Source organism: Kineococcus sp. NPDC059986, from assembly GCF_040702905.1.
Taxonomy (GTDB): Bacteria; Actinomycetota; Actinomycetes; order Actinomycetales; family Kineococcaceae; genus Kineococcus.
Map to the genome: position 1 here is coordinate 47,915 of NZ_JBFBND010000011.1, position 13,599 is coordinate 61,513.

Consider the following 13,599-nt stretch of genomic DNA (forward strand, 5'->3'; position numbering starts at 1 on the left):
TACGGTCGGCGGGTGAGTCCCTCCCGGCGCCTGCTCCTCGTGCTGTTCGCGGCCGCCGGCTTCGGGGCCCTGAACGCCCTGCTGGACAGCGGGTCCGCGGCCCCCGTCCGGTTCGCGGGAGCCCTGCTGAACGCCGGGACGGCCTGGGCCGGTCTCGCCGTGGCCGCCGGTGCCGTCGTCGGCACCCCGCGCCGGGCGGTCGTCGCCGGCTGGCTCGGCGGCACGGTGGGCTTGTCCGCCTTCTACGTCGTCGCCGCGGTCCTGCACGACCTGCCGCTGGCGGCGTACGCCCCGCGGATCGCGTTCTGGTGGGCGGTCGCCCTGGTCTGCTGCGCCCCCCTGGGGTTCGTCGGGACGCTGCTGCACCGGCCGGGGCCCGTGGGGCTGCTCGCCCGGCTCGTCGTCCCGTCCGGCGCGGTGGCGGAGGCCCTGCTGCACCCGCCCGGCGGACCCGGGGTCCGGTGGGCGCTGGGGTTCCTGGGGATGGCGGCCGCCGCGTTCGTGCTGCGCCGCACCCCGGCACCGTGACGTCAGCTGGTGGCGGCCAGCAGCCAGCGGGCGATCTCCTCTCCCGCCGCCGCCCCCACCGACTCCGTGAGTCCGACGCCAGGGTGCTCCCACCCGGTCCGCAGGAGTTCCCCGTGCCGCGGCCGGCGGGCCGCGCGGGCCGCGACGAGCAGGTCGACGTCGAGCAGGGAGTCCCCGGCGGCGACGAAACCCTCGGCACCGCAGCGGGAGACGACCTCGGCGACGGCCGCGGACTTCGTCAGGGGACGCGGGACGGCGTAGAGCTTGCGGCCCTGAAGGGACACCGTGAAACCCCACGCGTCGAGGCGGGCCGTGAGCTCGCCGAGCCGGGGTCCCTCGAGCGCGGCGCGCTGCCTGTCGCGCAGCACGACGTACCCGAACAACCCCGGGACCTCGCGCACGGCCGGGTCCTCCGACCCGGGGACGACCGTGACCAGTTCGGCCGCGAGCCGCCCCAGCGCGGTGACGACGTCGGCCACCGGTGCGCACCCGGCCAGCCGCCCACGCACCGCGGCGTCCCACCCGGGGTCGGGGACGCCGTCGACGAGGACGACACCTCCGTTGGCGCACACCGCGTACCGCGGCGGTCCTTCCGGCCAGCGGATCCGCTGGTACTGCTCCACGGTCCGGGTGGTGACGGGCACGAAACCCCCCGACGCGACGAGGTCCGCGAGCGTCGCCCACGCCCCCGGGGTCACCCACGAGATCGTCCCGCCGCGGTACTCCTCGACGGGCACGAGGTCCGCGACGTCGGCCTGGGCCGACCGCGAGGAGAACACGAGCGTCTGGTCCAGGTCGCTCGCCGCCAGCAGTCCGGTCACGACACCGCCCGCCCGTCGGCCCCCGTCGCCCCGCGGGTGTACCGCGGGTGGATGAGGCCGATGGCCGAGTACGACAACCCTGGCACCTCCTCGACGAGCACCCCGCGCTGGTCGGCGAGCAACCGCACGTGGGCGAGGTCGTCGGGGTGCGACAGTTCCGCCTCCGGCCGCACGAGGACGCGCCACGGGACGCGACGCAGCAGGACGCGGGTCGTCTCCCCCACCCCGGGTTTGACGAGGTTCACGTCCCCGATGCCGTAGTGCTCGCTGACGCGTTCCACCTCGGCCCAGCCGGTGAAGGACGCCTGCCGGTCCCCGGCGCGCACGGCCTCGACCGCGGCGGGCACCTCGCCGGCCACGTCGTCGAAGCAGGCGGTCACCTCGTCGAGGAACCGGCCGGACAGGTCGACGGGCGCGAGTTCGGCGTAGAACTTCGCGCCGTGGAACTGCCCGGGCCGCAGGAGCCGCTCGTTGAGGACCGTGCGCGACACGAGTCCGGAGACCGTGGAGTTCAGGCACGCGGACGGGACGAGGTAGTCCTCGCGGGTGCCGAACGTCCGCACGCACCGCCCCGGGTCGGCCAGCACGGCGAGGTCGTCGCTGAACCCCACGCCCAGCGCCGCCAGCGCGGCGGACAGTTCCCGGACGATCGCGCCCTTGCCCGTCCAGCCGTCGACGAACACGACCGTCGACGGGTCGTGGTGGGCGGCCGCCCAGCGCAGCGCCACCTCGTCGATCCCCTTGCCCCGCACGATGGACACCGCGACGTGCGGCCAGTGCAGCCCCTGCCGGGACGCCCAGCGCCGCAACAGGATCCCCACGGGGGTCCCGGCGCGGGCCAGGGAGGCGAGCACGAGGTCCGGGCCCCGCTCGGCGCGCAGGAGTTCGGCGACGACGGCCACCCCGAGCGCGACGCGGCGCGCGCCGCGCCCCAGGGCGTCGAGGAACAGCCGCTGGTACTCCTCGCTGGGCTGGTACTCCACCGGCAGCGACTCGGCGTAGTGCGCGCCGCCGCTCTGGATGGCCTCCTCGCGCTCCTCGGCGGGGGCCTCCAGCTCGACGTCGGACAGGTCGGTGAGCAACCAGCTCACCTCGTCCGGCCGGTAACTGCCGAACCGGGGCCCGGACAGCGGGGTCGGGAGGTTCACGCGGGGTCACTCCAGGTGTCGGCGGGCAGGGTGAGCAGCAGCAGTCGGTCGGTGCACGGGGCGAGCGCAGCCAGCACGCCGTCGGGGGCGTGCAGCGCGGCCGGGTCCGAGGCGCCGTCGACGACGAGCACGACCGCGTCCCAGCCGCCGGGCCGGGCCACGTTGTGCGCGTAGCGGATCCCCGGTCCGTCCTGGGCCGGGTCGTGGGAGGCGAACGCGACGGAACTGCGGACGGCGTACCCGGGGTCGTCGACGGCGAGGACGGGCGAGCGCGTCGTGGAGGAGGACCGGACCCGGCCGTTCCCCCGGTCCGCGAGCGCCGTCGCGACGGCGAGGGGTGCGTGCAGCAGTTCCTCGGTGCCGAGCACGAGGACGTCCCCGCCGGCGGGCAGCGCAGCGAGCAGCCCGTCGAGGACGCCGTCGACGACGAGGTGGGCGTCGAGGGCGTCCTCGTGCCCGGGAGGCGTCCCGAACCGGGCCGTCGTCGGCAGCCCCGCGGGCAGGTCGAGCGGCACGGAGGTGACGTCGGGCACCGGGCGTCCCTGCGGAGTGACGGGGTCGACGCCCGCGGCGAGTTCGGCGCCGCGGTCCAGGACGCCGGCGGGCAGCGTGACGCCGCCGGCGGCGAGGGCGACGACGTCGATCCGGGCGCCGAGCTCGACGGCGAGGGCGTCCATCCGGTTCCGGTCCGCGGCCGAGCGCAGGTCGACGAGACCGGCGACGACGTAGTGCCCGTGCGGGACGAGGGCGTGGACGGCGCGCAGCGTGTTGGCCACCGTGCGTCCCGTCGACAGCTCGTCGTCCACGAGCACGACGGGCGCGGCGGGGTCGGCGAGGCGGGCGCGGACGGCGGGGTCGGTCGGCAGCAGCCGGTGCCCGGTCGCGTGGGAGTGCTCCTCCTCGAACCCGGCCCAGTCCACGGCCCCGGGCACGTCCCGGCGGGTCGAGTGCAGCCCCGCCGCCCCGAGGGCCTGGGCCACGGCGTGCCCGAGGCCGGTCGCGGTCTCGGCGTACCCGAGGACCACGGCGTCGGGCCGGCGGGCGGTCCCTCGGGAACCGGCCAGGACCGCGCGGGCGGCCTGCGCGTCTCCGGCCAGTGCTTCCCGCCACGTCGCCGTCGGCACGCCGGGGGCGTCGGGGCCTCCCAGAGCGACCGCGACCCGCGCCCCGAGGCGCAGCCCGGCGGCGCGCACGAGACGCGGGTCGGTGGGGACGTGCTTGCCCAGCACGGTGCTCACGAGGAGGTGGGCGCGACGGGGGTTGCGCCGCAGCGCCAGCCCCAGCAGGTCGTGCACGTCGAGACCGTCGACCCCGGGCGGGCCCTCGACCCGCACGCCGAGCCGGTGCCCCACCCAGTCCCGCGGGGTGGTCGTCACGGGCGCGGCCCGCCGGCACGGACCCGGCGCCACACCTCGTCCTGGGCCTGCAGGACGTGGGCGTAGGTGACGTCCTCGCGGACGACGCCGAAGGCGCGCGCCCGCAGCAGGACCCGCTCGGCCCACGCCCGGTGCGGGCCGGCCTCGTTCATCTTGTTCCGGTACGCGGAGGCCATCGCCCCGCCGCCGGACTGGGCCACGATGTCGGTGGCGTCGCAGAAGTCCTCGTGCGTGACGACGGACATGGCGTGCACGACGGCGACGTGCGAGGGGTGGATGACGGTCTTGCCCTGCAGGCCGTTGACCTGGTCCAGGACGAGCTCGCGGACGAGGCCGTCGAGGTCGTCGGCGATGAGCTGCTCGCGCAGCTCCTCGGCGCCCTCGGCGAAGGGGCTCGCCGCCAGCGACGTGCGGAAGACGCGCTCCCCGGAGCTGAAGTGCTCCCAGACCGGCGCGGTGATGGGGTACCCGCTGCCGTCGGCGCGCCCGAGGACGTTGATGACGTCGCCGAGGACGTCGGCGACGACGCGCACGTCCCAGACGGTCGACCCGCGCGGGCGCCGCAGCCCGTAGGCCGACGACAGGTCCGTCGCGCCGGTCCGGACGGCGAGGACGACGTCGCGGTGGGCGTCGAGCACCGCGCGGATGCGGAAGAGGGCCTCGTGCCGGGTGTCGAGGTGCGCGACGTCCCGGCTCTCCAGGACGGGCATCGCCCACAGCCGGCGCCCCGCGCGCTCGGAGGCCGTCGCGACGGCCTCGAGCCACTCCGTGGGGTCGGGTTGCCCGGCGCCGCCGAACTTGGGGACGACGAAGCCGAGCAGGCAGTCCAGCCCGACGCCGGCGCGGTCGACGACGTCGAGGAGCTGACGGGGCGTGCGGGCGCGCAGGAAGAGCATGAGCGGCTGCCCGTCCGCCCACTCCGGGGTGCGGGCCAGTCCGGCCAGCTCCCGCACGAGGATCTCCTCGGCCTGGGCGACCTTGTCGTCCGGGACGGAGTCCTCCAGGCAGGCCACGGCCGACAGGACCCCCCGGCGCGCGAGCTGCAGGAGGTCACCGGCGAGCCGTTCGCGGGTCGCCGGGCAGTACAGCGTCGCGCCGAGGGTGACGGCGAGCTCGTCCCGGCCGGCCGTGACGTCGACCGGCTGCGGCGGGTGCAGGAACAACCGCTGCGTCTGCTCCCCGTCGAGGGTGGCGAAGTGGCGCACGCCGTGGCTCAGAGGTGGGACGCGACGGCGTCGCGCAGTTCGCGGACGTGCCGGCCCTCGGCCGGGGCGCCGATGGCGGTCATGGCCCAGCCCGAACCCTCGCGCGTCAGCTTGGCCATGACGAGCGCGGTGTGCGGACCGGCCTCGGACAGTTCGTAGCGCGCCAGCTCGACCTCGGTGGGGCCGGCCGCGTCGACGAGGCGGCACACCGCGTTCTGCACCTGGCGGAAGTTCTGGCCCGTGAAGCTGGAGACGGTGAACACGAGGGTCTGCACGGCGGCGGGCACGGCCGGCAGGTCGAGGTGGACCACCTCGTCGTCGCCGTCGCCCTCTCCCGTGAGGTTGTCGCCGCTGTGGACGACCGACCCGTCCTTGCTGCGCAGGTGCTGGAACCACACCTCGTCGACGAGCTTGCCGCGGCCGTCGAAGAGCAGGACGCTCGCGTCGAGGTCGACGTCGACGGACTTCTTGCGGAACAGGCCCTTCGCCACGGCGTCCCAGCCCAGGCCCATGAAGACGCGGGTGAGCGCGCCGCCGCCGGACTTGGTCAGCGACAGCGTCTGACCCTTGGTGAGGCTGACGGCCATGGTGGTTCCTCCGGTGCTTCGGGGTGGTTCGGGGGTCGTGCGGGTCGGTCCGGCTCGTTCCGGGTCGTTCCGGGTCAGGACGGGCGGGGCACGGTGCCCTCGGCGTTCCAGTCGAGGTCGTCGAAACCGTAGGCCAGCGCGACCTCGCGCGTGGTGCCCGCGAAGAACTCGTTCTCACGGCGCAGGACGAGGTCGCCGGCCACGTCGTGGATGGAGGCCAGGGCGCACGTCCGGGCTCCGGCGGGAGCGTCCTGCGCCCACAGCTGGACCGTGCCGGCGCCGCGACGGGTGATCGTCAGGCGCGGCGCCAGCGCCCCCCAGTCGGGCGCCGTGGGTCCCTGCGCGTACACGTAGAAGACCATCCGGCGCAGCAGGTCCAGGTGCGCGGCGTCGGCGAGGACCTCCTCGCCGGCCTGTTCGCTGCGCGCCCCCAGGCGCAGGACCTGCCGTGCGCCGAACCCGGGGGCCGCGAGCAGTTCACCCAGGGACTGCAACGCACCCGAGTGACGGTCGCGCGTCTCCCAGAAGCACCCCAGGTGGACGTCGGACGAACGGTGCAACCCCGTGGACGTGACCTGCTGCTCCCACTGCAACGTGAAGCGAAGGGCACCCGAGCCCCGCTCGGCGGCCGGGACCGTGAGGCTCGGGCGTTCGTCGTCGAGGACGACGCGGCGTTCGCTGGCCCGGGCCTGGCCCACGACGGCGTCCGGCGGCGGGGCCACGGGCCGGGGTTGGGGCCGGGGTTCGGGCCGGGGTTCGGGCCGGGGTTCGGGCCGGGGTTCGGGCCGGGGTTCGGGCCGGGGTTCGGGGCGCGGAACCGGCGCCGGACGGGGTGCGACCGCCGGCGTGGGGGCGGGGGTCGGGCGGCGGGTGGGGTTCAGGTGGTCGGCGAAGGTGCGCGTGCTCCGCCGCGGAACGGGATGCCCGAGGAAGTTGTGCACCGCCTCGTCCGGCCGCCCGTGCGTCCCGCCCACCGTGCCTCCTGGTCCCGCTCCGCCGTCCTCCCCCGCTCCCGCGCCCAACCGTTCTCAGCCGGCCTGTGCGGTCGCCTCGGTCTCGACGTGCGCGGCCTCGGGGTGGGCCCGGTTGTACCGGATGGAGCTGATGAGCGAGGCCACGATGAAGGCCAGGCCGATGAGGCCGGTGACGACCTCGGGGATGTGGATCTCGATGCTCAGCAGCAGGATCGTCGCCAGCGCACCGATCGCCCACAGGGCACCGTTCTCGAGGTAGGGGTACTGCGCGAGCGTCCCCTCCTCGACGAGGTGGACCGTCATGGACCGGATGTACATGGCACCGACGCCCAGGCCGATGGCGATGATGACCGGGTCGGACGTGATGGCGAACGCGCCGATGACGCCGTCGAAGGAGAACGACGCGTCGAGGACCTCGAGGTAGAGGAAGAGGAAGAACGCCGCCTTGCCGGTGGCCTTCGCCGCACCGCTCGGACCCCGGCGGCCCTCAGCCGGCTCGGACCCCGCGTCGGCCCCGTCGGGGTGCTCGCCGTGGTCGAGGTGCTCCTCGACGTTGAACAGCTCACCGAGGCCGTTGACCAGCAGGTACGTGACGACGCCCGCGAGGCCGGAGGCCAGGACGGTGCGGCCGTGGTCGGTGGCGAAGGTCTCGGCGACGACGAGCAGGACGGCACCGGCGACGATGACCTGGACGTACTCGAGCTTGCCGACCTTCTCCAGGACGCGCTCGACCGGCCCGAGCCAGTGGTGCTCCTTCTCCCCGAAGATGAAGTTCAGGAAGAGCATCAGCAGGAACATCCCGCCGAAGGAGGCGATCGTGGGGTGCGCCTGGTTCAGCTCGTACCCGTAGGTGCCCGGGTCGTCGGGGTTCCCGCCGCGCAGCGCGAGCTGCACGACCTCGATCGGCCCCAGTCCCGCGGTGACGCTGACGAGGACGATCGGGAAGACGAGCCGCATGCCGAAGACGGCGATGATGATGCCGACGGACAGGAAGATCTTCCGCCAGAAGTCGCTCATCCGTTCCAGGATGGTGGCGTTCACGACGGCGTTGTCGAAGGACAGGCTGATCTCGAGGACCGAGAGGATCAGCACGAGAGCGATGGCCTGGAAGACCCCCAGGTGGGCCGAGAGGCCGTACAGGGCGGCGAGCACGAGGCCCACGGCCGTCACGACGAACGACCAGCGGTAGGTCTTGAGGATCACCAGTCAGCTTCCTGTTCGAGCGGAGCCCCACGGGCAGGGCCGGACGCGACAGGCTCTCACGAGCCGCTCACAGCGCGCACACCAGAGCACCGCGCGTCCCGGGCGGGACGCGCGGTGCCACGGAGGGTCCTCAGACGCTGACGCCGAAGTCCGACGCGATGCCGCGCAGGCCGTTCGCGTAGCCCTGGCCGACGGCGCGGAACTTCCAGTCGCTGCCGTTGCGGTACAGCTCGCCGAAGACCATCGCGGTCTCGGTGGAGGCGTCCTCGGACAGGTCGTAGCGCGCGACCTCGGTGCCACCCTCGGCGTTCACGACGCGCACGTAGGCGTTGCGGACCTGGCCGAAGGACTGCTTGCGGGTGTCCGCGTCGTAGATCGCGACGGTGAAGACGATCTTCTCGATCTCGGCCGGCACGGTCGCGAGGTTGACGTTGATCGCCTCGTCGTCGCCGTCGCCCTCACCGGTGCGGTTGTCACCGGTGTGCTCGACGGAGCCCTCCGGGGACTTCAGCTGGTTGAAGAAGACGAAGAAGCCGTCGTTGGGGACCTTGCCGTTCGCGCCGACCATGATGGCCTGCGCGTCGAGGTCGAACTCCGAGCCCGTGAAGGAGTTCGCGTCCCAGCCGAGCCCGACGACCGCCTTGGTCATGCCCGGCGCTTCCTTGGACAGGGAGACGTTGCCGCCCTTGCTGAGGCTGACGCCCATGGTGTGTCGCTCCTTCTGCGAGTAGTGCTGACGGTGGGCCAACGATCACCGGCCCCGGGAAGTGCCCGTTCTAGTCGCGCGATCCGCCGAACAGACCACCGATCGCGCCGAGCCCCTGCTGGTCGGGCTTGGTGCTGTTCTTGACGAGGGCCTTGGCGAACGCCTCGATGGTCACGGACTGCAGGATGACGCGACCGTTGCCGCGCAACGTGGCGAGGGTCAGGCCCTCACCGCCGAAGACGGCGCTCATGATCCCCTGCCGGTTGAGCCGGCCGACGGTCTCGACGCCGTAGGTGATCCGGTCGTCCCACGCGACGATGCAGCCGGTGTCGACGCGGATCGTGCCGCCGTAGTCGGCGGGATTGATGTCGATGAAGTCCCCGGCCCCGGCGATGAGCAGCGAGCCCCGGCCGGTGAACTTCTCGAGGATGAACCCCTCCCCGCCCATGGCGCCCTGCCCGAGCCCGGAGAAGGCGATGTCGAAGTGGACGCCGGCCTCGGCGGCCACGAACGCGTCCTTCTCGGCGAACCAGGTCGTCGACCCGTCGAGTTCGAGGTGGCGCATCTCGCCGGGCAGGACGCCCGCCAGACCCAGCAGACCGTCCCCGCCGGGGGTGTGGAAGTGCTGGAAGGCGAAGGACTCCCCCGCCAGCATCCGCTTGCCCGCGTTGGCCGCACCGCGCAGGAGGCCGCCGAAGCCGCCCCCTCCGGAGTCCTTGCCGTGCGGGTCGCTGGGCGCCGACAGCTTCGTCTCCATGACGACGTCGCCGGAGGAGAAGAGGAACTTGCCGGCCTCGCAGTACGCGGTCTGGCCGGGGCGCAGGGTCACCACGGCCATCTGGGTGGTGGAACCCACGAGCTGGACGTCGAGCGTCATGATCCCTTCCTACCGCACCGGCCGGTGCCCGTGCGGATCACCGCGGAGGTCCCGGTCACCTACAGGTCCAGGTCGCTGCTGCGGAACTTCGTCTCCAGGAAGCGGCTCTGCTGCCGCTGCCGGTCGACGTCGGCGGCCAGGACGGCCTCGCGCAGCCGCCGGCACCCCTCGACGAGCAGCAGCAGCTGGTTGCGCAGCTCGTCCGCGGGCGTCAGCCCCCGGCCGTCGCGGTGCCCGCGGGCGACGTCGTCGGGGAGGGAGAGGAAGTCGTCGACGGTCCGCGGAAGGTGCTCGACGGCGAGGGTCTCGAGGTCGTGCCGCACCTGCGGGTCCGCCCCGCGCTCGGCGATCCGGTGCAGCAGCGGGTCGAGGAGGTCGGCGACCTCGTGGACGAGGGCCCGCTCACCGGGGGCCAGGCGACCGCTGCCGTCCACCCGGACGACGGTGGCCCGCAGCGCGGCGCTCGCGCTGCCGTGTCCCGTCGCAGGTCCGGGTGCTGTCACCGGTGCGGACACGCCGCCCGCCGGGCCCCCGGCGGGCGGGGGGAGCGCCAGGACGACCTGGCCGGAGCGCAGGGCCCGGCGGTAGTGCCGTCGCAGCCGGCGGCGACGCCTGGCCTGGTTGTCGTGCGCGACCTCGAGGGCCAGCCAGGCCCACATGGCGAGGAACCCGATCCACCACAGACCGTGCGGACCGAGGGTGGCGTAGAGCGTGATCCAGCCGCCGAGGCCGACCCACCGCACGAGCTGGAAGACCGGGTCCGGGACGAACCCCAGGACCGGGAGGTCCGTGCCGAGCCGGGGTTCGAGCTGCTCGGGACCCACCACCTCCGCCGTCCCGGGTGCGGGTCGGTCCGGGGGCGACGGACGCGGGGAACGCTCCGCCGACCCACCCGGCTTGCCCAGCTCGACGCCCACGACCTGCTCACAGGTCCAGGTCGCTGCGGCGGAACTTGGCCTCGAGGAACCGGCTCTGCTGCTGCTGGCGGTCGACGTCGCGGGACAGGACGGCCTCCCGCAGCTGCTTGCAGCCCTCGACGAGCAGCAGCAGCTGGCTGCGGAGCTCGTCGGCCGGGGTCGTGCCCGTCGACGTCCGGTGCTCGTGCGCGTAGTCGTCGGGCAGGACGAGGTAGTCGTCGACCGTGCGGGGCAGGTGCTCCCCCGCGAGGGTCTCGAGGTCGTGGCGGACCTGCGGGTCGGCGTCGCGGGTCCGCAGCTGCGCCAGCAGCGGGCGCAGCAACCGGTCGACCTCGCGCACCAGCTCGACGGCGTCGGCGTCCATCCGGCCACCGGAGGTCTCGGCCCGGACGACGGCGCCGGCGAGCGCACGTTCGGCCGCGGACAAGGAGTCGGACAGGACCGGGGTCGCGGCCGTCGCGGGCGATTCGACGGCCGGGGGCCGGTGGCGCTCGGCGCGCAGCCGGTGACGTTCGAGGCGGCGGGCGCGCAGGGCCTCGCGGTTGGCACCCGCCCAGGGCAAGCCCTCCTTGGCGACGTAACCGAAGACGGCTCCCTGCATCAACAGCATGATCAGACCGATGTACCAGAACGTCCCCGACGAGAAGGCGACGATCCAGCCCGCCGTCCACGCCCCGGTGAACAGCCTCATGGCGTGCGGACTGGGTCCGCGGCGGCCGTCCTCCGCGTCCGGGACCGCGGGCTCGCGCTTCTCGTAGGGGGCGGGCGGGGGCGTCGTACGCGCGATCGTGCCGTCGGTCCGCACCTGAGGAGCGGGCGACGGAGCCTGCCCCGTCCCCTGCGGGCGCTCGCCGCCGCCACCCTTGCCCAGTTCGACTCCCACCGGTCCGACTCCCCCTCCGATCCCTACAGGTCCAGGTCGCTGCGACGGAACTTCGCGTCGAGGAACCGGCCCTGCACGGCGAGCTTGCGGGCGTCCTGGTCGTACACCGCGCGCTGCAGGTCCTTCGCCCCGTCCACCAGCAGTCGCAGCTGTGCGACGAGTTCCTCGGCCGGCGTGTGCCCGCCGGGGCCGCGGTTGGTCAGCGCGTACTCCTCGGGCAGGTCGAGGTAGTGCTCGAGGGCGCCGGGCAGGTACTCGGTGACGATGGCCTCGAGGTTGTGCAGCTCCTCGACGTCCGCGCCGCGCTTGGCGACGTGGGCGAGCAGGGGCTTCAGGACGTCCTCCACCTCGCGCACGGCCGGGACGGCGCCGTCGGGCAGCCGGCCCCCGTTGCGGTTGGCGGTGCGGACGACGTCGCGCAACCGGTCCTGCAGCGCGACCACGGGGTCAGCGGGCGCGGCGGGTTCCACCGGTGCCGGCGCGGGGGCCGGGGCGAGCTCCTCCCCCGTGAACGCCGCCTTGAGCCGCAACCACGTCGAGTTCGCCATGACCGAGTGCACCAGTCCCAGACCCCAGGTGCCCGCGAGCAGCAGCCCGCCGAGCACGTACCACAGGAACGCCCCCCTGGAGAGGAGCGCGAACGCGGCCCCGTTGGCCGCGAAGTACGCCAGGGCGGACAGCACCCACACCGGCCGTCGTCCGCGCAACCCCATGTAGAGGAACGACAGCCACTGCAGGCCGACCGCCGGGACGGCGAGCCACCACGAGTTCGCCGCGCGCCACGTGCGGCTGCGCAACCGGCGGGAGACCACCTCGGGCGGGGCGACGGCGCGCGAGGACCCACCCCGGCGACCGCCGCGCCCACCTCGAGGGACGACCCGACCCTCGACGACCGCCCGCCGCAGGGCACGGGACGGGCGCTGGTCCGTCTCCCCGCGGGGCGGGGCCGTCGAACTCACCGGGGACCTTCCAGCGCCGGGCCGGGGCCCTCTTCCCCGTTGCGGGCCCGTTCCAGGTAGGACCGGGAACGGTGCACCTGACCCTCGAGCGCGTCGACGGTGCTGGCCATGCTGACGACGGCCTGCTGCTTGAAGGTGTCGATGGCGTCCATCGTCGCGAACACGTTGTCGAAGGCCTTCTGCAACGTGGCCACGTCCACCATGGCCGTGGACGCCTGCTGGTGGATCTGGCCCGTCTGCTGCTTGAGCATCTCCGAGGTCGACAGGATCATCTGGTTCGTCGTCGTGTTGAGGGCGTTGATCTGGTCCAGGACGAGCTTCTGGTTGGCCAGCGCCTGCGCCACGATGACAGCGGTGCGCAACGCCGCGACCGTCGTCGTCTGCGCCCGGTCGACACCCTTGATGAGTTCGATGTTGTTCTTGCGCACCAGGTCCAGCGCCAGGTACCCCTGGACGCTGACGGCCAGCTGGGTCAGCAGGTCCTGGTGGCGCTGCCGGATCGGGAACAACGCGTCCGACGTCAGCGCGTCGGCGGCCTGCGGGCTGCTCACGCGCAGTTCGTCGATCTTGGCGACGGTCGCCGCGTCGAGGGCCTTGGCCAACGTGGCGTACTCCGTGAGCCGGCCCATCGTCGTCCAGAGGTTCTGCTTCTCGGACTCGATCGAGGCGTTGTCCTTGCGCAGTTCGTCCTGGCCGCTCGCGAGCGACTTGATGATGGCGTCGAGCTGGGACTGGGCGTCCTGGTAGCGCTCGAAGTAGCGCTGGATCTTGTTCCCGAAGGGGATGATCCCGAGCAGCTTCTTGGCACCCTTGAGGTCGGCGCGGCCGGGGTCGAGGTCGGTGACCGTCTGCCGCAGTTCGAGCAGGGTGTTAGCGACCTTCACCTGGGCGTCCGCCCCGGGGCCGGACGCCTTCTGCCCCTTGGCTCCCGCCAGGCTGGACTGCGGCCGTTCGAGCATCCGGTTGGAGACCTGCGCGGAGGCGCGGACCTCCTGCTCCCCCATGCGCGTGATGTCGTCCACCTTCTTCTGGAAGGCGGGGCTGCGGGGGTCCTGCGCGGCGAGGTCGGCGACGAACGCCTGGGCCTTGCGGTTCAGCTCGACCTTCGTCGCCTCGTCGAGCGGGATCATCCCCTCGGCGGTGTCGTCGGCGACGACCGGCACGGGCGCGGGCGGGGTCAGCTGCAGGTCCGAGGTCGCCGCGGCGGGCGCGCTCGCCCCGGCCGGCGGACTCAACGGCTTGCTCAGGTCCAGCGACTCCGACATCAGGCGGTTCCCCTCGTCCTCGATCTGCGTGCCACCCGCGCCGTTCCCGGCGTGGACCGATCCTAGGTCGGTCCCCGCCGACGGTGCCGCGGGCGTCGTCCGATCCTCGCCGAGCCGGCGCCGGCGGGCATCCACCCCTCGGTGGAGGTG

The 13,599-nt window shown here is 73.7% G+C and carries 12 protein-coding genes and 1 pseudogene; 1 reads left to right on the plus strand and 12 read right to left on the minus strand.

The genetic code is table 11. The features are described 5' to 3' along the window. The first annotated feature begins 12 nt into the window (after nt 1–12). Complete coding sequence (locus tag AB0637_RS10550; RefSeq protein WP_366172005.1) at nt 13–528, plus strand: hypothetical protein; 516 nt, start codon at nt 13–15, stop codon at nt 526–528. Nucleotides 529–530: 2 nt separating this feature from the next. Here AB0637_RS10550 and AB0637_RS10555 read toward each other — a convergent pair whose 3' ends face one another. From AB0637_RS10555 to AB0637_RS10610, 12 genes and pseudogenes are all read right to left on the minus strand, one after another. Further along, the gene (locus AB0637_RS10555; protein ID WP_366172006.1) at nt 531–1,349 is read right to left on the minus strand and encodes an HAD family hydrolase; all 819 of its coding nucleotides are present in this window, start codon (nt 1,347–1,349) and stop codon (nt 531–533) included. Then, nucleotides 1,346–3,849: pseudogene (locus AB0637_RS10560) on the minus strand (phosphoribosyltransferase). Before AB0637_RS10560 ends, AB0637_RS10555 begins: the two are co-directional and overlap by 4 nt. A gap of 20 nt (nt 3,850–3,869) precedes the next feature. Beyond that, entirely contained in the window at nt 3,870–5,078 is a 1,209-nt protein-coding gene (locus AB0637_RS10565) for an HpcH/HpaI aldolase/citrate lyase family protein (protein ID WP_366172007.1), read from the minus strand. Nucleotides 5,079–5,086: 8 nt separating this feature from the next. Next, a complete protein-coding gene (locus tag AB0637_RS10570; RefSeq protein WP_366172008.1) occupies nt 5,087–5,665 on the minus strand; it encodes a TerD family protein in 579 nt (192 codons plus the stop codon). 74 nt (nt 5,666–5,739) lie between these two features. After that, a complete protein-coding gene (locus AB0637_RS10575; protein ID WP_366172009.1) occupies nt 5,740–6,639 on the minus strand; it encodes a hypothetical protein in 900 nt (299 codons plus the stop codon). Between the two features lie 54 nt (nt 6,640–6,693). Further along, nucleotides 6,694–7,842, minus strand: coding sequence for a DUF475 domain-containing protein (locus AB0637_RS10580; RefSeq protein ID WP_366172010.1), 1,149 nt, complete (start codon nt 7,840–7,842; stop codon nt 6,694–6,696). 130 nt (nt 7,843–7,972) lie between these two features. After that, complete coding sequence (locus AB0637_RS10585; RefSeq protein ID WP_366172011.1) at nt 7,973–8,548, minus strand: TerD family protein; 576 nt, start codon at nt 8,546–8,548, stop codon at nt 7,973–7,975. Nucleotides 8,549–8,618: 70 nt separating this feature from the next. Further along, entirely contained in the window at nt 8,619–9,425 is an 807-nt protein-coding gene (locus AB0637_RS10590; RefSeq protein WP_366172012.1) for an AIM24 family protein, read from the minus strand. A gap of 59 nt (nt 9,426–9,484) precedes the next feature. Next, nucleotides 9,485–10,249 (minus strand): hypothetical protein, encoded by a 765-nt coding sequence (locus AB0637_RS10595; protein ID WP_366172013.1) that lies wholly within the window; start codon nt 10,247–10,249, stop codon nt 9,485–9,487. A 100-nt stretch (nt 10,250–10,349) separates the two neighbouring features. Beyond that, a complete protein-coding gene (locus tag AB0637_RS10600; protein ID WP_366172015.1) occupies nt 10,350–11,225 on the minus strand; it encodes a hypothetical protein in 876 nt (291 codons plus the stop codon). A gap of 23 nt (nt 11,226–11,248) precedes the next feature. After that, nucleotides 11,249–12,184, minus strand: coding sequence for a hypothetical protein (locus tag AB0637_RS10605; protein ID WP_366172017.1), 936 nt, complete (start codon nt 12,182–12,184; stop codon nt 11,249–11,251). Next, nucleotides 12,181–13,449, minus strand: coding sequence for a toxic anion resistance protein (locus AB0637_RS10610; RefSeq protein ID WP_366172018.1), 1,269 nt, complete (start codon nt 13,447–13,449; stop codon nt 12,181–12,183). Before AB0637_RS10610 ends, AB0637_RS10605 begins: the two co-directional genes overlap by 4 nt. Nucleotides 13,450–13,599: the final 150 nt, after the last annotated feature.

Coding starts and splice junctions, on each gene's coding strand:
- AB0637_RS10570 (WP_366172008.1), bottom strand. CDS start 5,665: ATGGCCGTCAGCCTCACCAAGGGTCAGACGCTGTCGCTGACCAAGTCC.
- AB0637_RS10585 (WP_366172011.1), bottom strand. CDS start 8,548: ATGGGCGTCAGCCTCAGCAAGGGCGGCAACGTCTCCCTGTCCAAGGAA.
- AB0637_RS10590 (WP_366172012.1), bottom strand. CDS start 9,425: ATGACGCTCGACGTCCAGCTCGTGGGTTCCACCACCCAGATGGCCGTG.
- AB0637_RS10610 (WP_366172018.1), bottom strand. CDS start 13,449: ATGTCGGAGTCGCTGGACCTGAGCAAGCCGTTGAGTCCGCCGGCCGGG.